Origin of the sequence: Pseudomonas sp. FYR_7, assembly GCF_043106155.1 — a bacterium.
Lineage (GTDB): Bacteria > Pseudomonadota > Gammaproteobacteria > Pseudomonadales > Pseudomonadaceae > Aquipseudomonas > Aquipseudomonas parafulva_B.
In genome coordinates, this window is sequence record NZ_JBICMI010000061.1 from 72,772 (window position 1) to 95,861 (window position 23,090).

Sequence of the window (23,090 nt, forward strand, 5' to 3'; positions counted from 1 at the left end):
TTGCCCTTGAGCGATACCCACGGTTTCTTTCGTGCACTGCATCGCGCGCACTTGCAACTCTCAGTACACTGCACGCTCTAATCCCCACATTTCGCTGAACTCGAGGTTAATGCATGACGCTCAGTCCTTTGGCAGGCAAGCCGGCTCCAGCCAGCGTGCTGGTCGATATTCCCCGCCTACTCACGGCCTACTACACCGGCCGGCCGGATGCTGGCGTGGCGAGCCAGCGTGTCGCCTTCGGCACATCGGGGCACCGGGGTACTTCGCTCGAGTTGAGCTTCAACGAACACCATGTGCTGGCCATCACCCAGGCCATCTGCCTGTACCGCCAGGAAAAGGGCATCGATGGCCCGCTGTTCGTCGGTGCTGATACCCATGCGCTGTCGGCGCCTGCCGCGGCGAGTGCATTGGAAGTGCTGGCTGCCAACGGTGTACAGGTGATGTTGTCCAAGGACGACGAATACACCCCGACGCCGGCGGTGTCCCACGCCATCCTCTGCTACAACCGTGGGCGCCAGGACGGCCTGGCCGACGGCGTGGTGATCACGCCCTCGCACAACCCGCCGCAAAGTGGTGGCTTCAAGTACAACCCGCCCAACGGCGGCCCGGCCGACAGCGACGTCACCAAGTGGATCGAAGCCAAGGCCAACGAATTGCTGGCAGCCGGGCTGGCGGGGGTCAAGCGCATCGACCACGCCCAGGCCCTGCAGGCCCCTACCACCCATCGTCACGACTACATCAGCCACTATGTGGCAGACCTGGAAAACGTCATCGACTTCGAGGTCATCCGTGCAGCCAAGCTGCGCTTGGGCGTGGACCCGCTGGGTGGGGCAGGGGTGCGCTACTGGTCGGCCATTGCCCAGCACTATCAACTGGACCTGGAAGTGGTGAACACCGAGGTCGACCCGACGTTCCGCTTCATGAGCGTCGACTGGGATGGCCAGATTCGCATGGACCCTTCGTCACCCTACGCCATGCAGGGCTTGATCGGCCTGCGCGAGCGCTTCGACGTGGCCTTTGCCTGCGACCCGGACCATGATCGCCATGGCATCGTCACGCCCGACGGCTTGCTGCAACCTAACAATTACCTGGCCGTTGCCATCGACTACCTGTACCGCAACCGTCCACAGTGGCGCACTGACGCGGCCGTCGGCAAGACGGTCGTGTCCAGCGGCCTGATCGATCGGGTGACCAAACAGTTGGGCCGCGAGCTGTACGAAGTACCCGTGGGCTTCAAGTTCTTCGCCCAAGGCCTGTTCGACGGCTCGCTGGGCTTTGGTGGCGAAGAAAGTGCGGGCGCCTCGTTCCTGCGCCGCGACGGCTCGGTATGGGCAACCGACAAGGATGGCCTCATCCCGGCCTTGCTGGCTGCGGAGATGACCGCCCGGACGGGACGCAACCCGAGCCAGGCGTACGCCGAGCTGACCCAGGCGCTGGGCAAGCCGTTCGCCACCCGCGTCGAGGCCAAGGCCGATGCCCGCCAGAAAGGGTTGTTGAGCAAGCTTGCGGCTGAGCAGGTGACCTCTACCGAGCTTGCTGGAGAGCCGATCCTGCAGATCCTGAGCCACGCGCCGGGTAATGGGCAGGCGATCGGTGGTCTTAAGGTCATCACCGCCAATGGCTGGTTCGCGGCCCGCCCGTCTGGCACCGAGGACATCTACAAGATCTACGCGGAAAGTTTTGTCGACGAAGCCCACTTGCAACGATTGGTTCAGGAAGCCCAGGTGCTGGTAGATGCGGCCATTGCGTAAGCCGTGATAAAGGGCTTGGCCCTGCGATGAGATGTAAATTAGAATTAATCCTATTTACATCATCGCAGGGACTTGTCCATGTTCGAAGCCGCGCCGCCGCCCACGCAAAGCTTCCCTGACCTTTACCGGGAGCACCGCGGCTGGCTCGAAGGCTGGCTACGACGGCGCATGGGCAATGCCTGGGATGCGGCCGACCTAAGTCAGGATACCTTCCTTCGCGTGATGGCCAGCGCCCAGCCGTTGACCGACATCCGCGAGCCACGCGCCTACCTGCTGACGGTCGGCAAGCGACTTCTAAGCAACCTTCACCAACGCCGCAGCCTCGAGAAAGCCTACCTTGAGGCCCTGGTGCACCTGCCTGAACAGCACGCGCCTTCGCCCGAACAGCGCTGGTTGTTGCTTGAAACGCTGCAAGCGCTCGATCAATTGCTGGACGGTTTGAAGCCGGTCGTGCGCAAGGCTTTTCTGCTAAGCCAGCTCGAAGGGCTGAGCTACGCCGAAATCGCCAGCCGGCTTGGTGTTTGTGAGCGTTCGGTCAAGCGCTACATGGCGCAGGCCTACGAGCACTGCCTGTTGGCCGAACTTCAGTGAGCCCACCTGTGAACCAACGGGAGGCGTTGCGCGAGGCCGCCCAGTGGCTGGCGCTCATCGATTCAGGCGATACCCGCGAGGCGGACTTGACCGGGCTTGAGCAGTGGCGGGGGCAAAGCGCTGTGCATGAGGCTGCCTGGCAGCAGGCGCTGCGCTTGCGTGAGCGCTTTACCGGGTTGCCTGCCAGTTTGGCCATGGCCACCCTTGACCGTCCCGATCACGGCCGACGTGCCGCGCTTGTTCAAATGCTCGGTTTGGCAGCGCTGGTGCCTACGGCTTGGTGGTTGAGCCGCGAATTGCCCCTTGAGGCCTGGGCTGCTGATCTGCGTACGGGTGTGGGTGAACGGCGGCTCATAACGCTGGGGGATGGCACTAAGGTGCAGTTGAACACCGACAGCGCTGTCGACGTGGACGCTGCCAATCATAGACTGTGGTTGCGACGCGGCGAAGTTTCAGTCGACACGCCTGGCCTTCAACCCCTGACCATCCAGGTGCCTTCAGGTCAGGTGACAGTGGGTGGTGCAACCCTTGGCCCGGGGCAGGTGTGCATCCGCCTGGTCGAACCAGGGTGTCAGGTTGCAGTTGTCCAGGGCCGGGCAGACGTTCAGCCGCTGAAGGGTGATCGCCTGCGCCTCACCGCCGGCCAGCAAGCTGCCGTTCTGGCGTCAGGTCTGCGAAATGTCGGTCCTCTTCACGCTTGGCGACTGGGGTGGCGAGATGGCGTGTTGCGCCTGGACGATCAACGTCTAGGCGACCTGCTGGTGGAGTTGAGCCGCTATCGCCCAGGCGTGCTGCGCTGGGATCCGGCGTTGGACAGGCTCAGGGTGACCGGCACCTTCCGCCTGGATGACACCGACCGGGTATTGGCGCTGCTCGCCGCGAGCCTGCCGGTGCAGGTGGTGGCCCGTACCCGCTATTGGATCACGCTGGTGCCGCGAGCAACGACTGCCTGAGGCTCGAACCCGAGCGCTGCGTTGCGGCGCATTGCACGTGATATCAACGCGATGCTGTCCCCTTTTTCGTGCTCGCCTGTCATTACCCGTAGAACACCATAAAGGGGAGCCTCATCGATGCCTGCAGTAAAGTCCATTCACCTGCGCCCATGGGTGCGCGCAGCTCGCCCATTGTTCGCCATGAGCCTGCTACTGGGCACCCCCGCCTGGGCCGACGAGCCAGCCCGGCGCACGTACCAAGTGCCAGCGGCGAGCCTGGGGGCGGCCTTGACCCGCTTCGCCGATCAAGCAGGGGTCAGCTTGTCGCTGGACCCGGCGCTGGTCAAGGGCCTGCGTAGTGAAGGGCTGGCCGGCCAGTACAGCGTCGATGAAGGCTTCAGGCAATTACTACGCGGCAGCGGTCTGCAATGGGTACCTGTGGGCCACGATGCCTTTACGCTCGTGCCGTCGCCGCAGCAAGGGGGCGCGCTGGAAATAGCCCCTACCAGCATCGTCGGCGGCCCACCGACGACCGACGAGGCGCTCCCTTATGCAGGCGGTCAGGTCGCTCGCCAGGGCGCACAAGGCTTGCTGGGTGCGCGCGATTTCATGCAAACGCCGTTCAGCATCACCAGCTACACCAGCGATCTGGTGAAGAACCAACAGGCGCGCACCCTGAGCGAACTGGTCGCCAGTGACCCTTCGGTTCGTGCCACCAACCCGGCCGGTGGGCGTTTCGAGCAGTTCACCATTCGCGGTTTCAGCTTGTATAACAGTGATGTGTCCTACAACGGCCTCTATGGCTTGCTGCCTACCTACTCGATCGATATGGAGATGGCCGAACGGGTCGACATCATCAAGGGCCCTAGCCAACTGATCAACGGCATCGCACCACGGGGCAGCGTCGGCGGCGGCATCAACATCCAACCCAAACGCGCCGGTGACACGCCGATCACCGAGTTCACCGGCAGCTACGCCTCGGCGGGCCAGGTAGGCGGGGCCGTTGACGTAGGGCGAAGGTTCGGCGACCAGCAGCAGTTCGGCATGCGTCTGAATGCGGTGAAACAGTCCGGCGATACCGAGTGGGACCACCAGCAAGTGGACCGCGAAATGGCCGTGCTGGGGCTGGATTTTCGCGGCGAGCGCCTGCGGCTTTCGGCCGACCTCGGGCATACCGAGCGTGATACTGATGCCCCCCAGGAACGTGTGCTGGTTGGGCCCCGCGCCCAGGTACCGCGTGCTGGCGGTGTGCACCGCAACTACGCCCAGGCGTGGAGCAAGGCGCGCACCAACGATACCTTCGGGGCAGTGCACGCCGAATATGATCTCAGCGATTCTGTGCTGGCCTATGGCGCAGTGGGTGCCAGGGAGAGCCGGCACGATTTCCTGCGCCATAACGTTTCTCTGATTAACAATGCTGGCGACTTCACCATCCAGCCCCGCGATTTCAGCAGGGATGAATCGGTGCGCACCGCCTTGGCAGGCTTGAGAACCTGGTTACACACTGGGACGGTCAGCCACGAGGTCAACCTGGCTGCAACGTATTACTACATGGACTTCACCAATGGGGGGGCTCGTTACGCTTCCTCACCCGGCAACCTCTACCATCCTACGGCTACGCCGACGCCAGGTACCCCAACGCGGCTCGATTCGAAGGATTACACCGAGAACCGGTTCTCCGGGTTGGCGTTGTCCGACACCCTCGGCTTTTTCGATGACCGATTGCTGTTGACCCTAGGGCTGCGCTGGCAGCGGGTGCAGGTGGACGATTGGAGTGATGGGGTCAAAGGCGATACGGCGTATGACGAGAAGAAGGTCTCGCCCTCCGGTGGCGTGCTGTACAAGGTCACGGACGAGCTGTCGGTGTATGCCAACTACATGGAGGGCTTGAGCCAAGGCAAGATCGCACCGTCCACGTCGATCAACGAGGATCAGATATTCCCACCTTTCACCAGCCGCCAGGTGGAAGTGGGTGCCAAGTATGACCTGGGCAAAGTGGCGTTTACGGCCAGCGCCTTCAGAATCCGTCAGCCTGCCTATGAAACCAACCCCGGCTCCCGGGTCTTCGGCCCCAATGGCAAGCGCGACAACCGCGGTGTGGAGCTGAACGTGTTCGGTGAACCCACCACAGGGGTGCGTGTGCTGGGCGGGGTGATGTACATCGACAGCGAACTGACCGATACCGTCGCAGGTGCCTACGATGGCAACCGTGCGCCTGCAACGCCCGCGTACAACGTCAACCTGGGTGCCGAATGGGATGTGCCGGGGGTGCAGGGGCTGACCCTGACGGCACGTGGCACGCACTCGAGTTCCCAGTACCTGGACCAGAACAACAGCAAGAAAATCGACGGCTGGGAGCGCTATGACGTGGGGGCACGGTATGCGTTCAAGCTGGACGACACGCAGGTGACCCTACGCGCCAGCGTCGAAAACGTACTCGATGATCGTTACTGGAGCTCAGCAGGCGCACCGGATGACGCCGAGCCGGGGCTGACCTTGTCGACACCACGCACCTACCTGCTGTCCGCCACGCTGGGTTTCTGATCCGGCCTGCAAGAAGCCCGGGGCCAAGACTGCGGGTGTTGGCTGTCGCTGGTGAAAGCTGGCGCTACTGCGGCGAGCCGAACAGGGCCGTCCAGTAGATGCCGGCATCGCTCTTCGGGTCTACGGCATAGGCTGCGCCGAGCTCCCGGAAGTCGGCGCTCATCAGGATTGCGCAGTGGCCTGGGCTGTCCAGCCAGCCTTGAACCACCTTGTGCGGCGTGTCGCGCCCGGCGGCGATGTTCTCGCCAATCTGCTGGTACAGATAACCGGCAAGCTCAGCCCGGTCGCCTGGGGTGCGGCCCTCTTTGTCGATGTGATCGAAGAAATTCTGGTTGGCCATGGCCCGTGTGTGGCTGGCCGCCACCCCGGCCAGCATCGTGTTCCAGCCAAGTGCAGGGGCGGCGGCGTAGGGCTGGCCGCCGCACTGGCGGGGTTGCTGACGCGCGGCGTTGATTTCCTGGAGCATCTTCTGCCCTTCCGCTTGCCAGTCGCCCAAGCGGCCAGAGAGCAGGGGGCGAGCCAGCACAACGCGCCAGTCCCGCCCTTCCTGGCTGACGCCGATGTCGACGAACTGAGGGTCGAGCACCACCTGGCAGAAGCTTTCTTCGATGGCGTGCATGGCTGCGCGTGCATCACGGGGACCAGAGAGGCTGATCGCCTGCACATTGACCATCGGGTAACCGGCGCGGGTCATGGCCTGCTGAAGGTCACGGGTGCCTTCGGGAGACAGCGCCAGGCGAGTGTCGCTGTTAAGCGGCGGTAGTTCCAGCGAAGCCTGCTCGCCGCAGGGCTGCGCCTGGCTGCGGTATGCGTTGATCGACGCGATCAGCTGTGCTTCTTCGCCCGTGACAGCCAGCGCCTGGGACGAAACGATCAGCCCAAGCGTGAAGGCAGCGACAGATGACAGGACGCGCATATGGTTCTCCCTGAGGCTGGCAGCGGCGAGTAGGCGCTGCCTATCCTACACAAGCCCGATGGTTTTGACCCGAGCTGTGCAACGCATTGAAAACGCCTGCAATCATTGTCGGTCGTAAGGGAGAGTAGACCGCAGCCCGGGCAAAAAGTGCGGTAATGTCCAGGCCAAACGTTGGTAGTGAGCGCGTGGCGGGCCTGGGCCCGACTTGCACCCAGCATGACGTGGGCCATGCTGGGTTTGCGCGGGGGTTAGCCCAGTAACAATGAAAGGACCAAAGGAAGCGTGGCCGCCGCCACCACCGTCTGTACCGCGATGATGGTTGCCATGAGGGGCGCGTTGCCGCCCATTTGCCTGGCCATGACGTAGGAAGACGATGCCGTTGGCAGCGCCTGGAAAATCACCGCCACTACAGCGGCCTGGCCATTGAGACCGAGCAGGCGGCACAAGCCCCATGTCGTCGCTGGCATTACCAGAAACTTGAACACAGAAGCCGCTATCAATGGCTGGGCCTGATCACCGATACGTGCACCACCCAGTGCCGCACCAACGCACAGCAACCCCAGCGGCAACGCGGCATGGCCCAGCGCGCCGAGGGTAGGTTCGATACCAGCTGGCAACCCAAGCCCCGTCACCCGCAACAGCATGCCCCCCGCACACCCTAGAATCAGCGGGTTGGCCAGGATTGCCCGCAGTACCGCCAGCGGCGAGCTGTGCCGGGCGCTGAAGCGCGCGAAGACCAGCACGCAGAGCAGATTGACCAGTGGCACGATGGCTGCATTGGCCACTGCTGCCAAGGCGATACCCGCACTGCCATAGATGCCCGCGGCCAGGGTCGCGCCGATGTAGTTGTTGAACCGGATGCCACCCTGAAACAGCGAGGTGAAGTCGGCGCCGTCGTGCTGGCGAACGCCTTGATAAAGCACCAGCAGCAATGCCCCGGACAGGGTCGAGAGCATCAGCACCGCGACCATGCCCAGCACCGGCACCCCGTCCAGGTTGGCAGTGGCCAGGCCATGGAGGAACAACGAGGGCAGCAGCACGTAGTAGCTCAGGCGCTCGGCACCTGGCCAGAAGCTCTGCGCGACGAAGCCACGCACCCGCAGCAGCGTGCCCAGGGCGATCAACAGGATGATCGGAAGCAGGGTGGTCAACAGCACATGCAGCATGGAGACAGATCCGTGGCCGGGTACGTTGCACAGACTACCGGCCGGACACCCGCTTGGCCATGCCCGTCCCACCGGCCTGGCTAACGCCTTTCAACGCCGTCCACGCCCATATGCCTGGCTGATCCGGTCGATGACCATGGCCAGTGCCACGATGGCCAGCCCTGCCTCGACGCCCTGGCCGACGTTCAGCGTCTGGATGCCTGCCAGTACATCTTCACCCAGCCCTCGCGCCCCAATCATCGACGCGACCACGACCATCGACAGGGCCATCATCACCGACTGATTGAGCCCGGCCATGATGCTGGGCAGCGCCAGGGGCAGGGCGATGCGCCTGAGTCGCTGAGCGCGGGTCGCGCCGAGGCCTTGGGCAGCCTTGAGCAACGATGGGTCTATCTGGCTCAACCCAAGCTCGGTGAGCCGCACCAAAGGGGGCAGGGCATAGATCAAGGTCGCGAAAACCGCAGGCACCTTGCCCAGGCCGAAGAGCATCAACACGGGAATCAGGTAGACGAAGGCGGGTAGGGTCTGCATCACGTCGAGCACCGGCATTACCAGGCGTCTTGCCAACGGCCGAGCTGCCAGCACGACGCCCAACGGTATGCCCACCAGCACGCACAGCCCGGTACTGACCAGCACCAGCGCCAGGGTTTGCAGCAGTTTGTCCCACAACCCCAGCATGCCGATGAGTGCCAGCAGCCCTACCAGAACACAACTTCGCAGCAGGCTTCGGCAAGCATGCCAGGCCAGCGCACCGACCACCGCCAGCAGTAGCCACCAGGGCATAAACCTCAATAGGTTTTCCAGGCCAACGAGCACGTGCAGCAACTGGTCGGAGACGCTGCGCAGGTGATCCCCATAGTGGAGTACCAACCAGTCGACCATGCGGTTGACCTGGTCGGCGAAGGAAAACTGCAAAGCCTGGGGAAAACCATTGCTCACAGACCGCCCTCGACCTTGGTGGCCACGTGCTCGGGAAGCCAAGCCTTCCACACTTGCGGGTGCTGGCGCATGAACGCCAAGGCGGCGTCACGGGGAGGGGTCCGTTTTTCGCTCATTTGCGCCAGTGCCTGGTTGAGCGGGTCGATAGGCAGGTCCACCCGCTCGAACACCTGGACCAAGTCCGGGTATTGCTCACGAAAGGCTTTGGACACGCCAACCGAAAGTTTGGCTGGCAGCGAACTGCTGCCTGTTGGAGCTGGGTTGGCAGGGTCGGTCAACGTCGCCCAGGCCTGGGCATCGAATGCAGGTTCCTGTAGCCGCACGAGCTTGTAGCGGCCCATGAGCGGCGTAGGGTTCCAGTAGTAGAAAAGCACGGGTTGGCCCCGGCGAATGGACGACCCGATCTCGGCATCCATCGCGGCCCCCGACCCTGTGCGGAAGTTCGTGTACAGTTCGTCGAGGCCATAGGCCTTGAGCTTCTGGCTGTTCACGGTTTCGGACGTCCAGCCACTGGGGCTGTTCAGGAAACGGCCTTTGTCGGGTGATTCGGGGTCGCGGAACACCGGGGCGTAGCGCTTTAGGTCCTCGACGCTGCGCAACTCAGGTGCCAAGGGCTTGAGGTTACGCGACGCGTCGCCTTCGATGACATACGCCGGTACCCACCAGCCTTCTTCGGCATGCTTGACCGTGTCGCCCAGTGCAAACACCTGGCCTGCCTGCTCGGCCTTGACCCAGGCAGGGCTGCGGCCCGCCCACTCTTCGGCGATTACCTGCAGGTCGTTACGGGCCAGGGCGACTTCCAGGCTGACCGTGCTCCCAGGCAATGTTTCGGTGGCGTAGCCGTAGCCACGCTCGACGATCACGCGCAGGAGTTCGGTGGTGAAGGCACCGCTTTCCCAGGTAAGGGCGCCAAAGCGAATGGGCGATTTCTGATCGGCAGCGCCAGCGCCGTCGGCAGTGGCCACACCCAGGGCGAACAGCACCCCGAACAGCAGCGATGAACCTCGTTTCATGCCTAACCTCGTCGTCTACAGCCCCTCGGGGATGGGGCAAGTGTAGACGACGCGGCGCAGGCGGCAGACTCAGACGCGGAACTGGTCCATCAATGCCTGCTGCTGGTTGGCCAAGGCATTGAGCGACTGACTGACCCTCGCCGATTCGTTGGCCTGGCCGGACAGCGACTCGGTGACATCGCGAATGGTCGCCACGTTGCTGTTGATTTCCTCGGCCACCGCGCTTTGTTCCTCGGCTGCCGAGGCGATCTGCAGGTTCATGTCGGTGATGACCGTCACCGCCTGGCCAATGCGCTGCAAGGCGGTCACGGCCTGGCCCACCTGCTGCACGCCGCTTTGGGCCTGACGATGGCTGTTGTCCATTGCGCCCACCACTTCGCGGGTACCGTCCTGCAATGCCTCGATGACCTGGCGGGTTTCTTCGACCGACTCCTGGGTGCGCTGGGCCAGGTTGCGGACTTCGTCGGCAACCACCGCAAAGCCGCGCCCGGCCTCACCGGCTCGGGCTGCTTCGATGGCGGCGTTGAGCGCCAGCAAGTTGGTCTGCTCGGCAATCGAGCGGATGACTTCCAATACGGAGCCAATTTTCTCGCTGTTCTGCGACAGGCCCTGGACCTCGGCCATGGCCGTGCTCATGTCAGCGGCCAGTGAGTCGATGCTGTGGGTGGTGCGATCGATCACCGCCAACCCTTCGCGGGTGGCCTGGTCGGCGTCGCGGGCCGCCTGCGCGGCTTGCGCAGCGCTTCGGGCGACGTCCTGGGCGGTCGCGCTCATCTCATGGGAGGCGGTGGCTACCTGGTCCACCTGGCGGTATTGCTGTTCCATGCCGGCGCTGGTCTGGGTAGCGATGGCCGATGACTGATCGGCCGTTGAGCGGGCGGCCTGTACCGACTGCTTTACCTCGGCGATGGTGGGCTGGAGTTTGTCCAGGAAACGGTTGAACCAGCCCGCCAGTTCGCCCAGTTCATCCTGCTTGTCGTAGGTCAAACGGCGGGTCAGGTCACCTTCACCACTGGCGATGTCCTTGAGCATGGCCGCCACGCCCAGGATCGGGCGGGTAACGCCACGGGCCATCAGCCACACCATCAGCAGGCCGAAGATGGCTGCTGCCAGGCCAAGGCCCAGTTCGAGGAGGGTACCGCTGGTGTTGAGGGCGTCCAGCTCCTGTTTCAGTGCCTCGGCAGGCCCGGTCAGGGCGTTTTCAGGGACGTCCAGCAACACGCCCCATGGCTTGGCGTCCGGAATCGGACGGAAGGCCGCGAGCACTTTCAGGCGCTGGCGATCATTGATGATGGTCATTTTGCCGTCGGCCATCTTGGCCACCAGCTCTGCACCCTTGGTCGTGTCGATCTGGTCGAAGCGCTGGGAGAGCTTGCTGGCATCTAGACTGTAACCTGCCAGCAAGCCCACCGGGCTCAGAATGCCCACGGTGGTGCGGCCTTCATAAAGGCTGCGGCTGGCCTGTTCGCTCAGTGCCTGCAAGCTGTTGAGGTTGATGTCCACCGACAGCGTGGCGATCGCCTTGCCGTCCACCACCAGCGGGAAGACGATGCTGGTCATCAGCACCTGCTGGCCATCGATGGCATAGAAGTAGGGTTCGACCACGCAGACCTTGCCCGACGTGCGCGGGCATACCCACCAGGTATTGGCAGGTTGGCCGCTAGGCCCGATGGAAGTGTCGGCCATGTCGCGCTCGGGCAGAGCCATCGAGGTCAGCTGGCCCACGTGCGGTTGCGACCAGTACAGGGCGAAGCGGCCGGTTTCGTTGCTGCCAAGCTGTGCCTGGCCGGCGAACAGGCTGTCCTTGCTGTCCAGCGCATTGGGCTCGAACACCAGGGACAGGCCCAGCAGATCGGGGTTGGCCTGAAGCGCGGCACGCACCTGCCGGGTCATGTCCTCGCGCAGGTCGAACGCATCGAGAAAGCGCTTTTCGGCCTGTTCGCGCAGGAACAGTACCTGCCTGGCAAAGCCCGCGCCGTACTGATAGGCATCCATGAATTGGCGGCGGATGTTCAGGGCCTGTACCTCGCCCTGGGATTCGATGCGCGACTGGGCCGATTCGGTCAGCATCTGCATGCTGCTGGCCTTGACCAGGTCCGAGCTGTGGTCCATCCGGTACAGGGACAACCCGATGAGCAGGGTGACGATGCCGGCCAGGCACAGGCCGGCCAGCAATGTGATTTTCCATTGGATGGAAAGGTGTCGCAGAGGCATGGGGCAGATCCCTTTTTTTGACAAGTAAGGGTTAGGGCACGGGCGAGGCGATTTCCAGCCCCAGGTGGGTATCGGCGCCTACAGACTTTTCTTTATTCAAACATTCAATTTAATCCGCCCGGTTGCGGGCAAATCGCCGCTGCGTGGCAGTTTTGACATCTGCCGTGCACTGCGTCAGAGTGCGCGCTTTTTTGTCCCCAGTGAGGTAAGCCCCCCATGAATGCAGTGATTGCCGCGGTTGGCATCATGCTGATACTGAGCCTGTCCCGCGTACATGTGGTCATTGCCCTGATCGTCGGTGCCCTGGCAGGTGGGCTGGTCGGCGGTCTGGGCGTGCAAGGCACGCTTGAGGCCTTCAATGGCGGGCTCGGCGGGGGTGCTACCGTGGCGCTGTCCTACGCGTTGCTGGGTGCCTTTGCCGTGGCCATCGCCAAATCCGGCCTGGCACATGCCTTGGCCGACCGGGCTTTGGCCATGATCGACCGGCAAGGCCACGACCAGGGTGGCAGGGTGAAATGGTTGATGATCGGCTTGATGCTGGTGGTGGCCGTCTCGTCTCAGAATATTTTGCCCATTCACATCGCCTTCATTCCATTGCTGGTACCGCCGCTGCTCTATGTGCTAACCCGCCTGCGCATCGACCGGCGCCTGATCGCTTGCGTCATTACATTCGGCTTGATCACGCCCTACATTTTCCTGCCAGTGGGTTTCGGCAATATCTTCCTCAATCAGATTCTGCTGGCCAACGTAGCGCGTGCAGGGGTCGATATCACGGGGGTCAACGTCACCCACGCCATGGCCATTCCCGCCGTTGGCATGTTGGTAGGCCTGCTGTTGGCCGTGTTTGTCAGCTACCGGAAAAAACGCGACTACGATCTGGCGCGCATCGAGCAGGTCGAACAGGTGAGCGTGCGCTACAACCCGATGACACTGTTGGTGGCCGGCATTGCGATCGTTGCCGCGTTCGTCGTCCAGCTGCTGGTGGACTCGATGATCATCGGCGCAATGGTCGGCTTTCTGATCTTCTCGCTGTCGGGCATCGTTAAGTGGCGCGACACCGATGACCTGTTCACCGAAGGCATGAAGATGATGGCCATGATTGGTTTCATCATGATCACCGCCTCTGGCTTTGCAGACGTCATGAAAGCCACTGGTGATGTGCAAAGCCTGGTCGAAACGTCGGCGCATTGGATCAACCACAGCAAAGGGGTAGGGGCCTTGCTGATGCTGTTGGTGGGCCTGCTGGTCACCATGGGCATCGGCTCGTCGTTTTCCACCGTACCGATTCTGGCCGCGATTTTCGTACCGCTGTGCGTCCAGCTCGGCTTCGACCCTTTGGCGACCGTGTGTATCGTGGGTACGGCAGGCGCGTTGGGTGACGCAGGCTCGCCAGCCTCGGATTCCACCCTGGGCCCAACTTCCGGGCTCAATGTGGACGGGCAGCACCATCACATTTGGGACACGGTGGTGCCGACATTCATTCACTACAATCTGCCGCTGCTGGCCTTCGGGTGGCTGGCCGCGATGACGCTCTAGCAGCAGGCGCTCACCGCTTGGCGGGCGGCGGCGAGATACGGTTGAGCACCGTGCTGCCGTCGTTGCTGCGGGTCAGGTAGATCGGCAGCACCTTGGGCAGGTTGTTGACCAGCTGGCCTACCTCCCGGGTGTTGTAGATGCCGCTGATACGAATCTGACCGGTACCGGAATCGGCAAGCCTGAGCGGCTTGTCGAGGTAGCGGTTTATGGCCGGCAGTGCTTGTTCAAGGGTCAAGTTGTCGAGCACCAGTTTGCCGCTGCGCCAGGCCAGCGCGTCGGCAAAGTTGCTGTTTTCCAGCAGTTGAGGCTCGAAATCGCCCTTGCGGTAGATGGCCTGCATGCCAGGGCCAAGCCGATAGCCCGTCTTGCCCTCGCTGGAGACCAGCACCGATCCCTCGACCAGGGTCACTTTAACCGTGTCCTGGTATTTCCAGACATTGAAGCGGGTACCCGTCACGCGGGTCTGGCCATTGCCGGCGCGCACCACGAAGGGGTGGGTGCTGTCGTGGTGCACCGTGAAGAATGCCTCGCCATGCTTGAGTGTGACACGGCGCTGGTGCTTGAAGTTGAGGTAAGTCAGATCGGTGTTCAGGTTGAGCTGCACCGTGCTGCCGTCGCTCAACTGCACGGTCTGCATGTGGTCCGTGGTCTCGAAATGCTGGTAGCGGTTGGGAACCCAGCCTTGCTCCCAGCCGATCCATCCCACCAACGGGAGTGCCGCCAATGCGATGACGGCTGCGTAAGCCTGGGCGCGCCATCTGCGACCGCTGCGCCTGACCGGGCCAGCGTGCCCGATCGCTTGAGCGGGCCGCGGCAGCAGGTCAGCCGTGTGCCAGATAGCCAGCATGGCTTGGTATTCCTCGGCATGACGCGGATCGGCTGCCAGCCACCGGCCAAACGCCTCACGCTCTGCAGTTGTGCAATCGCCTTCATGCAGGCGCATGCACCAGTGCGCAGCGGCATCGGCCATGCTGTCATCGATGTCGATAGTAGGGCGGTCTTGATTCATCGCGGCTCCGGGTTTTGCGCATTCTAACGTTCCACCGATGCGTCGAGGAACACGCCAAGCCGCTAATCCCTTTCATTTCCCGGTCTTTTCCGGCGAAAGCCTTCAGATTTTTCGCTTTTGAGAACGCTTCGCGCCATGACGCGAGGCCCTCGTGACGCGTACATAGCAAGCTAATTAAGTCTTTGACATTCACTGCCTAGGCAGTAATATTTGCACACACTTGTTCGAGCAATCATTCATGCCCCATTTCTCGCCTGACAATTTCGAGACGTGCGCCATCGGCATGTTGCTGGGCCGTGCGGCGCTTCTGAAGGACCGGATTCTCGACTGGCATCTGGAGTCCGAGGGCGTCACGGCTGCGCAGTTCAAGGTGTTGATCATCGTGACGCAGTACCAGGTCGATACACCCGCTGAGGTCTGCCGCTACCTGGGTCTGGACAGCGGATCGATGACGCGCATGCTCGATCGCCTGGAGCACAAGGATCTGCTTGTACGCACCCGATGCCCCACGGACCGCCGCGTGGTGCGCCTGGCGTTGACCGCCGATGGCCAGCGGCTGGCCGACCGTTTGCCCGAGATCGGCGCTGCCGCCATGAACGAGCTGTGTGGCGCACTGGCAGCCGATGAGCTCCAAGACCTGGAGCGTCTGCTGGCCAAGGTACTGCTTGGCGCTGGCGATCCGCTGACGATCCGTCGTTTCGGTGATCGTTGAACCCCGTTTCCTTTATTCCAAGGTATTGTCATGGACACTTCCTCAGACACCCCTGCACCTACCGAGGCACCTGCCTCCTCGCGCAAGCGCAAGCTCTGGCTGATTGGCCTGCTGGTGCTGCTGATCCTCGGCGGGTTGGGCACCTGGGCCTGGTACAGCCTGGTTGGGCGTTGGTACGAGAGCACCGATGACGCCTACGTCAACGGCAACGTGGTCGAAATCACGCCATTGGTGACCGGGACGGTCACCAGCATTGGCGCCGACGATGGCGACCTGGTACATGCCGGCCAGGTCTTGCTGCAGTTCGACCCGGCCGACAGCCAGGTGGCCCTGCAATCGGCTCAAGCCAACCTTGCGCGTACCGTAAGGCAGGTGCGTGGTCTGTACAGCAACGTCGATTCGCTCAAGGCACAGTTGCAGACGCGCCAAGCCGAACTGCGCAAGGCTCAGCAGGACTTCAACCGGCGCAAGGTGCTGGCCGAAAGCGGCGCCATCGCTGGCGAAGAGCTTTCCCATGCGCGCGATGACCTGAGTGTTGCCCAGGCGGCTGTCAACAGTGCCCGCCAGCAACTGAGTACCAGTGCTGCTTTGGTCGACGATACCGTGGTGGCTTCGCACCCGGAAGTCATGGCCGCGGTGGCCGACCTGCGGCAGGCCTACCTGGCCCATGCGCGCACCACGCTGGTCGCGCCGGTGACCGGCTACGTCGCCAAGCGCAGCGTGCAGCTCGGGCAGCGCCTGCAACCCGGTACTGCCACCATGGCAGTGATCCCGCTCGACCAGGTATGGATCGACGCCAACTTCAAGGAAACCCAGTTGCGCCAGATGCGCATCGGCCAACCGGTGGAGATCACTGCCGACCTGTATGGCAGCGACGTCACCTACAGCGGCACGGTGGACAGCCTGGGTGCCGGCACCGGTAGCGCCTTCGCCTTGCTGCCTGCGCAGAACGCGACCGGCAACTGGATCAAGATCGTGCAGCGGGTGCCGGTGCGGATTCACCTGAACCCCGACCAGTTGAAGGACCATCCCTTGCGAATCGGCCTGTCCACGGTTGTGGATGTGGACCTGCACGACCAGAGTGGCCCGGCCCTGGCCCAGCAACCGCCGCAACAGGCGAGCTACACCACCGACGTCTACGATCGCCAGTTGGTCGAGGCGGACAAGCTGATCGAGCAACTGATCCGTGACAACAGCGCGTCTGGCAAGACGGCTCAGCGATGAGCAATAACGCCACTGCCCAGTTCACCCCGCCAAGCCTGCTGCTGACCACCATCGGCTTGTCGCTTGCCACGTTCATGCAGGTGCTGGACACCACCATTGCCAACGTGGCCTTGCCGACCATCTCGGGCAACTTGGGGGTCAGTTACGAGCAAGGGACATGGGTCATCACCTCGTTCGCCGTGAGCAATGCCATCGCCTTGCCGCTGACGGGCTGGTTGAGCCGGCGCTTTGGCGAAGTGAAGTTGTTCCTGTGGGCGACCTTGCTGTTCGTGCTGGCATCGTTCTTGTGTGGGATCGCCCAATCGATGCCGGAGCTTGTAGGCTTTCGGGTGTTGCAAGGGGTGGTAGCCGGTCCGTTGTATCCCATGACCCAGACCCTGCTGATTGCGGTCTACCCCCCTGCCAAGCGGGGTATGGCGCTTGCGCTACTGGCCATGGTAACGGTTGTGGCGCCTATTGCCGGGCCCATCCTGGGTGGGTGGATCACGGACAGTTACAGCTGGCCATGGATCTTCTTCATCAACGTGCCTATCGGCCTGTTCGCCGCTGCGGTGGTGCGCCAGCAGATGCGCGATCGTCCAGTGGTCACCAGCCGGCAGCCGATGGACTACATAGGGCTGCTGACCTTGATTGTTGGGGTAGGGGCGTTGCAGGTGGTGCTGGACAAAGGCAATGACCTGGACTGGTTCGAGTCCTCGTTCATCATCATCGGCACGCTGATCTCCGTCGTGTTTTTGGCCGTGTTCGTCATCTGGGAACTCACCGACCGGCACCCGGTGGTAAACCTGCGGTTGTTCGCCCACCGCAATTTCCGCGTGGGGACCATCGTCCTGGTGGGTGGCTATGCAGGGTTCTTCGGCATCAACTTGATCCTGCCGCAGTGGTTGCAGACACAGATGGGCTACACCGCCACCTGGGCGGGCCTGGCGGTGGCGCCTATCGGGATATTGCCGGTAATCATGTCACCATTCGTGGGCAAGTACGCGCATCGCTTCGATTTGCGGATTCTGGCAGGGCTAGCGTTCCTGGCCATCGGCAGCAGCTGCTACATGCGGGCGGGGTTCACCAGCCAGGTGGATTTCCAGCATGTGGCATTGGTGCAGTTGTTCATGGGGATTGGGGTTGCGCTGTTCTTCATGCCCACACTGAGCATCCTGTTGTCGGACCTGCCGCCCCAGCAGATAGCCGACGGATCAGGCTTGGCAACGTTCCTGCGCACATTGGGTGGGAGCTTCGCGGCTTCGTTGACGACGTGGATCTGGATTCGACGGGCTGACCAGCACCATGCCTACTTGAGTGAGCACATCAGTCAGTACGAGCCGGCGACGCGGCACACGCTTGAGCAGATGGGTGGGGCGAACCTGCACAACTATGCGCAGCTGGAGCAGGTGCTCAACGGGCAGGCTTACATGATGTCGACGGTGGACTACTTCATGTTGATGACGTGGGTGTTCGCAGGGTTGATTTTGTTGGTCTGGTTCGCGAAGCCGCCGTTTACGGCCAAGGCGGGGCCGGGGGGCGGGCATTGAGTTTGATTTGGGGTACGCGACCGGTGCCTTTGCTAAGTACTGGGGCTTGTGTAGCGGTCTTGCCGGGGCGCCGGACCGACCGCGATGGGCTGCGCAGCAGCCCCAAGTGAGTTTGATGGGGAACCGTGAATTTCGAGTCCTCGCTGCTGAACATCGCCGCATCAGCGCGGTAACCTTGGAAAGACGTTTGTGCATGCACGTCCCGATCAGGGGCAGATCTTCCTACCCCCACCCCTGGCTTGGCCATCGCGTCGAAGAGGCCCATGTGGCCATCCTCACGGTTGTCACTGGCATCCCTCATCTCATTACGTTGCGTTCGGGTTCGTTCCATGGCAATGGCTCTGTGTCGCCGCTCATCCGTGCAGTGGCGAATGGGTAATCAGGACAGTGTTCCATTTGCCATCTTCTATATTCTCAATTGCTGATGTCATCGCGCAGGGGGGGCCAAATTTTCGTAGGAAGTTTCGTTGTGAAACGCGCTCTCTATGGGTATTCTCGGACTTCGGTGCAGTATTTACCGACAACAAATCACTATCTTAGATAGGGTTTAGTCGATTAATTCACAAACTCACGCCTAACTGAAAGTTTGCTTGTTCAGCCCATCTTGGCGCGCTTAACTGGCAACCGCCTTTCATTTCCTCTATCGTCAAATCACCACCTCAACATCTCCGGCACCTCATGAACCCCGTCATCCTCATCACCGGTGCCAGCCGCGGCATAGGCGCTGCCACCGCCCTGCTCGCCGCCCGGCATGGCTACCATCTGTGCATCAACTACCGCAGCAACGATGAAGCTGCCGATGCCATCCTTAGCCAGGTCCGTACCTTGGGCGCAAAGGCTATCGCCGTGCGCGCCGACGTCAGCAGCGAAGCCGACATCATCGCGATGTTCCAACGTGTAGATGAAGATCTGGGGCCGATCTCGGCCCTGGTGAACAATGCCGCCACCATCGCTCCCCAAACCCGCCTCGAACATATGACCGAGGCGCGATTGCTCAGCATGATGAAGACCAACATCGTCGGCCCCATGCTCTGCGCCAAGCACGCTGTATTGCGCATGGCCGCACGTCACGGGGGGAATGGCGGGGGCATCGTCAACGTCTCATCCCTGGCCGCCCGCCTCGGGTCACCGAACGAGTACATTGATTACGCCGCCTCCAAAGGCGCGCTCGACACGTTCACGGTGGGCCTGGCCAAAGAGCTGGCTGCTGAAGGGGTAAGGGTCAACGGGGTCAGGCCCGGCTACATCCACACCGGCTTTCATGCGCTGTCGGGAGATCCGGATCGCGTCAGCAAACTCGAGCCTGGGTTGCCCATGGGCCGAGGCGGGCGGCCTGAGGAGGTGGCCGAGGCGATCCTCTGGCTGCTGTCTGACAAAGCTTCCTATTCGACAGGTACATTCATCGACCTGAGTGGCGGAAGATGACCAGCTGCTCGCATCATCAACTGCGCCTGTTCGAGTCGGCGGCGGCGCTCGCCAGCAGCAGGCCCACCTGTTCGACCAGCGCGGCCAATGCGAAGGGCTTGCACATCACCGCACCTCTGCGCGACATGGCGATGCCCTGTTGATCAGCGTAGCCAGTGATGTAGAGCAGGGCTGCCGAGTCGGGCAGGGCGGTTTCCAGCTGCTTGCCACTGACTCTCCCTGGCAAACCGATGTCGGTAATCAACAGCGATGGCTGCAGGCCGGCCCTTAACGCTTTCAAGGCCTGCGAGCCCTCGGTGAAGACGCGCACCTCCATCCCTTGATCAATGAGCAGTTCCTCTATCACCAGCCGCAATGTGTCTTCGTCCTCCACCAGCATGACCAGATGCTTGCCCTGCTGGGGAGGGCAGAAGGGCGTTGATACCTTGTCAATGCTCGCAGCGACCTGGCCTGTGTCCTTGGGTAGATAGAGGTCTACGCAGGTTCCTTGCCCCGGCGAGCTGGTGATCTTTACCTGCCCCTCGGATTGACGGATGAAGCCGTAGACCATGGGGAGCCCCAGTCCCGATCCCTGGCCGAGCGGCTTGGTGGTGAAAAACGGTTCCATGGCACGTTCTGCCACATCGCTGCTCATTGCTACGCCATTGTCACTGACAGAAATCCTGACGTAATCGCCGACAGGCAAATGCAGTCGTTCGGCCAGTGAAGGGTATACCCGCACGTCACTGTTGCGAATGATCAGCGTGCCGCCTACCGGCATGGCGTCGCGTGCATTGATGCACAGGTTGAGCAATGCGTTTTCCAGCTGGGAAGGGTCAATCTGGACAAGCCAGTGCCCAGACTTGGTGAGGTCCTGGAACTCGATGCTGGCGTGCAACGAGCTTTTGATGAGATCGTGCATGCTGGTCACCAACTCATGGACGTCGACGGTCTGCGGGCTCAGTTTCTGTTGCCGAGCGAACGCCAGCAGTCGTTGCACCAGTGTGGCCGCTCGCTTCGTATCCTGCCTGGCCAACCCCATGAGCCTGGCAGCATCCGGATAGCGACCTTCGGTTTGTCGCTGAGCGGCAACCTCCAGCGCCCCCATTATGCTGCCGAGCAAATTGTTGAAGTCATGGGAGATACCGCCGGTCAGCTGTCCGATAGCCTCCATTTTCTGGGACTGCCTTAGGGTTTCTTCCACTTGCTCAAGGCGCTGTTGTTCAGCGACGCGCTCAGTGATGTCGTAGGCGAACATGAAACCACCCTGCACGACCTGCTCGGCATCGAGCAGCGGGTTGTAGCGCACCTCGTAGTGGCGGACATTTCCTTCCAGGCCAACGGCAACGGTGTCCACGAAAGATTCACCCGTCATGATCCTTGGCCACAGCCCGTTCAGTTGCTTGACGATGTCCGGCTGGTCGGCGATGAAGTCGGGGATGTACTCACCGACCTTGGGCACCAGGCCGCGCCAGCGTTTGAGGGTTTCCTGCGCGGTGCGGTTGATCGCCAGCAGCCTGAAGTTGCAATCGGCCGCGAATACGTTGGCAACGCTGTGATCGACCAGATTGCCCAGCAGCTTGCGACTGGCAAGCTCTCTGTCCACTTGCTGCGCCAGTTCCTGGTTGAGCGCCTGCAACTGATGGATGCCAGCGTTTTCGTCGGGCCTGCCGGTGAACAGAATCAGCAATATCCGCTCGCAGGCGGGCTCGAGGCGGCTAACTTTCAAGGTCAGCGACCGGTTCGAGACTGCCAGCCGCTGCTCGAAGTGCAGGGGCACACCCGTACGCGCCACCTCGGCGAAATGTGGGAGCCATTGGTCCACTTCGTCGGGGATGGTCTGCCTTGCGGTCAAACCTACCTCTTTAAAATGGAGGGTGTGGCGGGCACAAGCCGCGTTGTACATCAGGTAGCGATAGTCATTGAGTTGGCCGTGCTCATCCTCGAGCACTTGCAGGACGCACAGGCCTTCATCGATTTGCTCGACGACGGCGTCATAGGCAGCAGCTTTCAGGCGCAGCTGCTCGTGCTCGGCCTCGAGCTCAAGCAGCCTGGCCTGTAGCGCTGCGCGGTCATCCAGAGGCGTTTGTGATGTCATGCGGGCGATTCGGCTTGGAAATTTCGACAACTATAGCCGTGCGCGCATGAAGGGTTGAACGCAGACCTCAGAAAGAGCGAATTATCCGCCCCAGGGTGGCCATTGCCTGCTCGGCTGCTTCGTTCCAAGGGCTGCCATAGTTGAGCCGGATGCAGTTGCCGAAGCGTCGGGTGGGCGAGAAGATCGGCCCCGGGGCAATGCTGATGCCTTGCGCCAGGGCCATGTGGAACAGCTTCAGCGCATCCATCTGTTGCGGTAACTCCAGCCAGAGGAAGTACCCCCCTGACGGTTGACTGACCCGTGTCTGTGCCGGGAAGTGACGCCCGATCGCCGCCAGCATATTGGCTTGCTGGCCTTCGAGTGCATAACGCAACTTGCGCAGGTGGCGATCGTAGCCACCGTGCTGGAGGTAGTCGGCGATGGCAGCCTGGGCGGGCATCGAGGCGCAGAGCGAGGTCATGAGCTTCAACCGCTCGACCTTCTGCGCAAACCGCCCTGCGGCGACCCAGCCGATGCGGTAGCCCGGGGCGAGGCTCTTGGCGAAGGAGCCGCAGTGCATGACCAGGCCCTGGGTATCGAATGCCTTCGCAGGCTTGGGTGCCTGCTGGGCGTAGTAGAGCTCGGCGTAGACATCGTCTTCAATAAGGGGCACTTGGTGGCGTGTCACCAGCTCGACCAACGCCTGCTTCTTGGCCTCCGGCATGCTGGCGCCGACCGGGTTCTGGAACGTGGTCATGCACCACACCGCCTTGACCGGGTGCTTTTGCAGCGTTTGGGCCAGCACCTCCAGGTCCATGCCCTCGCGGGGATGCACGGGAATTTCCACGGCTTTGAGTTTGAGCCGCTCCAGTATCTGCAGGCAAGCATAGAACGCGGGCGCTTCGATTGCGACCAGGTCACCTGGCTGGGTGACAGCCTGAAGACAAAGGTTCAGGGCCTCAAGTGCGCCGTTGGTGATCAGCAGCTCTTCCATCGGCAGCATCAGCCCGCCGACCATGTAGCGCAGGGCAATCTGCCGACGCAGTTGCGGGTTGCCGGGCGACAGGTCGGTGACCGCCACACGAGGGTCCATGGCACGGCTGGCGCTGGCCAGTGACCGGGACAGGCGCTGCAGAGGGAATAGCGAGGGACTGGGGAAGGCCGAACCGAAGGGTACCGTGTTGGGGTCCTTGATCGAATCAAGGATGGAAAAAACCAGGGCACTGACGTCCACATCAGTGGACTCGCTGATCGGGTGCAGCGCTTGGGGCTCGCTGAATTGACGAGTGGCGTGGGCATTGACGAAGTAGCCTGAGCGCGGCCGGGCGCGAATCAGTCCACGCCGTTCCAGCAGGTAATACGCCTGGAAAACCGTGGAGGGGCTGACCCCATGGGTCTGGCTGGCGTACCGCACGGAGGGCACGCGTTCACCAGGGCCCAGTACGCCGGAGCGGATGAGTTCGGCGATGTCGTCGGCGAAGCGTTCGTAACGTTTCATTGTGGCCTTCTGTCGAAGCCTGGCAGGCAAGGGAA

The 23,090-nt window shown here is 62.2% G+C and carries 17 protein-coding genes and 1 pseudogene; 9 read left to right on the top strand and 9 right to left on the bottom strand.

What is annotated here, in order from left to right; translation table 11 throughout:
- Positions 1-113 precede the first annotated feature (113 nt).
- From pgm to ACF8R3_RS15365, 4 genes are all read left to right on the top strand, one after another.
- Positions 114-1,751, top strand: coding sequence for a phosphoglucomutase (alpha-D-glucose-1,6-bisphosphate-dependent) (pgm, locus tag ACF8R3_RS15350; protein ID WP_392515841.1), 1,638 nt, complete (start codon positions 114-116; stop codon positions 1,749-1,751).
- Between the two features lie 78 nt (positions 1,752-1,829).
- Positions 1,830-2,342 (top strand): sigma-70 family RNA polymerase sigma factor, encoded by a 513-nt coding sequence (locus tag ACF8R3_RS15355; protein ID WP_058605405.1) that lies wholly within the window; start codon positions 1,830-1,832, stop codon positions 2,340-2,342.
- The gene (locus ACF8R3_RS15360) at positions 2,339-3,295 is read left to right on the top strand and encodes a FecR domain-containing protein (protein WP_392515842.1); all 957 of its coding nucleotides are present in this window, start codon (positions 2,339-2,341) and stop codon (positions 3,293-3,295) included. Before ACF8R3_RS15355 ends, ACF8R3_RS15360 begins: the two co-directional genes overlap by 4 nt.
- A 117-nt stretch (positions 3,296-3,412) precedes the next feature.
- A complete protein-coding gene (locus tag ACF8R3_RS15365; protein WP_392515843.1) occupies positions 3,413-5,818 on the top strand; it encodes a TonB-dependent siderophore receptor in 2,406 nt (801 codons plus the stop codon).
- Positions 5,819-5,882: 64 nt separating this feature from the next.
- On the opposite strand, the gene ACF8R3_RS15370 is transcribed toward ACF8R3_RS15365, so the two are convergent.
- The 6 genes and pseudogenes from ACF8R3_RS15370 to ACF8R3_RS15395 form a co-directional block, all read right to left on the bottom strand.
- Positions 5,883-6,734, bottom strand: a complete 852-nt coding sequence (locus ACF8R3_RS15370) for a CAP domain-containing protein (RefSeq protein ID WP_196185472.1) — start codon at positions 6,732-6,734, stop codon at positions 5,883-5,885.
- A gap of 248 nt (positions 6,735-6,982) precedes the next feature.
- Positions 6,983-7,900, bottom strand: coding sequence for an AEC family transporter (locus ACF8R3_RS15375; RefSeq protein ID WP_058638321.1), 918 nt, complete (start codon positions 7,898-7,900; stop codon positions 6,983-6,985).
- A 90-nt stretch (positions 7,901-7,990) separates the two neighbouring features.
- The gene (locus ACF8R3_RS15380) at positions 7,991-8,839 is read right to left on the bottom strand and encodes a proline/glycine betaine ABC transporter permease (RefSeq protein ID WP_058638320.1); all 849 of its coding nucleotides are present in this window, start codon (positions 8,837-8,839) and stop codon (positions 7,991-7,993) included.
- Complete coding sequence (locus ACF8R3_RS15385) at positions 8,836-9,852, bottom strand: ABC transporter substrate-binding protein (RefSeq protein ID WP_196185474.1); 1,017 nt, start codon at positions 9,850-9,852, stop codon at positions 8,836-8,838. The genes ACF8R3_RS15380 and ACF8R3_RS15385 overlap by 4 nt, the downstream gene beginning before the upstream one ends.
- A 69-nt stretch (positions 9,853-9,921) precedes the next feature.
- Positions 9,922-10,677, bottom strand: coding sequence for a methyl-accepting chemotaxis protein (locus ACF8R3_RS15390; RefSeq protein WP_371259672.1), 756 nt, complete (start codon positions 10,675-10,677; stop codon positions 9,922-9,924).
- A gap of 102 nt (positions 10,678-10,779) precedes the next feature.
- Positions 10,780-12,066: pseudogene (locus tag ACF8R3_RS15395) on the bottom strand (HAMP domain-containing protein); the annotation flags it as partial.
- A gap of 216 nt (positions 12,067-12,282) precedes the next feature.
- Here ACF8R3_RS15395 and ACF8R3_RS15400 point away from each other — a divergent pair.
- Complete coding sequence (locus tag ACF8R3_RS15400; RefSeq protein ID WP_058638317.1) at positions 12,283-13,602, top strand: Na+/H+ antiporter family protein; 1,320 nt, start codon at positions 12,283-12,285, stop codon at positions 13,600-13,602.
- Between the two features lie 10 nt (positions 13,603-13,612).
- On the opposite strand, the gene ACF8R3_RS15405 is transcribed toward ACF8R3_RS15400, so the two are convergent.
- Positions 13,613-14,611, bottom strand: a complete 999-nt coding sequence (locus tag ACF8R3_RS15405; protein WP_058638316.1) for a FecR family protein — start codon at positions 14,609-14,611, stop codon at positions 13,613-13,615.
- Positions 14,612-14,849: 238 nt separating this feature from the next.
- Here ACF8R3_RS15405 and ACF8R3_RS15410 point away from each other — a divergent pair, with 238 nt between their 5' ends.
- The 4 genes from ACF8R3_RS15410 to ACF8R3_RS15425 all read left to right on the top strand — a co-directional run bounded on the left by ACF8R3_RS15410 (position 14,850) and on the right by ACF8R3_RS15425 (position 19,501).
- Positions 14,850-15,323: a MarR family winged helix-turn-helix transcriptional regulator gene (locus tag ACF8R3_RS15410; protein ID WP_058638315.1), complete on the top strand. Its 474-nt coding sequence runs from the start codon at positions 14,850-14,852 to the stop codon at positions 15,321-15,323.
- A 30-nt stretch (positions 15,324-15,353) separates the two neighbouring features.
- Positions 15,354-16,547: an efflux RND transporter periplasmic adaptor subunit gene (locus tag ACF8R3_RS15415; protein WP_392515844.1), complete on the top strand. Its 1,194-nt coding sequence runs from the start codon at positions 15,354-15,356 to the stop codon at positions 16,545-16,547.
- The gene (locus tag ACF8R3_RS15420; RefSeq protein ID WP_058638313.1) at positions 16,544-18,076 is read left to right on the top strand and encodes a DHA2 family efflux MFS transporter permease subunit; all 1,533 of its coding nucleotides are present in this window, start codon (positions 16,544-16,546) and stop codon (positions 18,074-18,076) included. Before ACF8R3_RS15415 ends, ACF8R3_RS15420 begins: the two co-directional genes overlap by 4 nt.
- A 678-nt stretch (positions 18,077-18,754) precedes the next feature.
- Positions 18,755-19,501 carry an SDR family oxidoreductase gene (locus ACF8R3_RS15425; protein ID WP_058638312.1) on the top strand — a complete coding sequence of 249 codons (747 nt, stop codon included), beginning with the start codon at positions 18,755-18,757 and terminating at the stop codon, positions 19,499-19,501.
- A 16-nt stretch (positions 19,502-19,517) separates the two neighbouring features.
- Here the strand turns inward: ACF8R3_RS15425 and ACF8R3_RS15430 are convergent, their stop codons facing one another.
- The gene (locus tag ACF8R3_RS15430) at positions 19,518-21,161 is read right to left on the bottom strand and encodes an ATP-binding protein (protein ID WP_392515869.1); all 1,644 of its coding nucleotides are present in this window, start codon (positions 21,159-21,161) and stop codon (positions 19,518-19,520) included.
- A gap of 484 nt (positions 21,162-21,645) precedes the next feature.
- The gene (gene mapR / locus ACF8R3_RS15435; RefSeq protein ID WP_058605418.1) at positions 21,646-23,055 is read right to left on the bottom strand and encodes a GntR family transcriptional regulator MpaR; all 1,410 of its coding nucleotides are present in this window, start codon (positions 23,053-23,055) and stop codon (positions 21,646-21,648) included.
- Between the last annotated feature and the right edge of the window lie 35 nt (positions 23,056-23,090).

What these genes read in the sequence shown, in the direction of transcription:
- ACF8R3_RS15415 (WP_392515844.1), top strand. Translation starts at nt 15,354, where the DNA reads ATGGACACTTCCTCAGACACCCCTGCACCTACCGAGGCACCTGCCTCC.
- ACF8R3_RS15365 (WP_392515843.1), top strand. Translation starts at nt 3,413, where the DNA reads ATGCCTGCAGTAAAGTCCATTCACCTGCGCCCATGGGTGCGCGCAGCT.
- ACF8R3_RS15370 (WP_196185472.1), bottom strand. Translation starts at nt 6,734, where the DNA reads ATGCGCGTCCTGTCATCTGTCGCTGCCTTCACGCTTGGGCTGATCGTT.
- ACF8R3_RS15390 (WP_371259672.1), bottom strand. Translation starts at nt 10,677, where the DNA reads ATGGAACAGCAATACCGCCAGGTGGACCAGGTAGCCACCGCCTCCCAT.
- ACF8R3_RS15400 (WP_058638317.1), top strand. Translation starts at nt 12,283, where the DNA reads ATGAATGCAGTGATTGCCGCGGTTGGCATCATGCTGATACTGAGCCTG.
- ACF8R3_RS15420 (WP_058638313.1), top strand. Translation starts at nt 16,544, where the DNA reads ATGAGCAATAACGCCACTGCCCAGTTCACCCCGCCAAGCCTGCTGCTG.
- pgm (WP_392515841.1), top strand. Translation starts at nt 114, where the DNA reads ATGACGCTCAGTCCTTTGGCAGGCAAGCCGGCTCCAGCCAGCGTGCTG.
- mapR (WP_058605418.1), bottom strand. Translation starts at nt 23,055, where the DNA reads ATGAAACGTTACGAACGCTTCGCCGACGACATCGCCGAACTCATCCGC.
- ACF8R3_RS15355 (WP_058605405.1), top strand. Translation starts at nt 1,830, where the DNA reads ATGTTCGAAGCCGCGCCGCCGCCCACGCAAAGCTTCCCTGACCTTTAC.
- ACF8R3_RS15425 (WP_058638312.1), top strand. Translation starts at nt 18,755, where the DNA reads ATGAACCCCGTCATCCTCATCACCGGTGCCAGCCGCGGCATAGGCGCT.
- ACF8R3_RS15405 (WP_058638316.1), bottom strand. Translation starts at nt 14,611, where the DNA reads ATGAATCAAGACCGCCCTACTATCGACATCGATGACAGCATGGCCGAT.
- ACF8R3_RS15375 (WP_058638321.1), bottom strand. Translation starts at nt 7,900, where the DNA reads ATGCTGCATGTGCTGTTGACCACCCTGCTTCCGATCATCCTGTTGATC.
- ACF8R3_RS15385 (WP_196185474.1), bottom strand. Translation starts at nt 9,852, where the DNA reads ATGAAACGAGGTTCATCGCTGCTGTTCGGGGTGCTGTTCGCCCTGGGT.
- ACF8R3_RS15410 (WP_058638315.1), top strand. Translation starts at nt 14,850, where the DNA reads ATGCCCCATTTCTCGCCTGACAATTTCGAGACGTGCGCCATCGGCATG.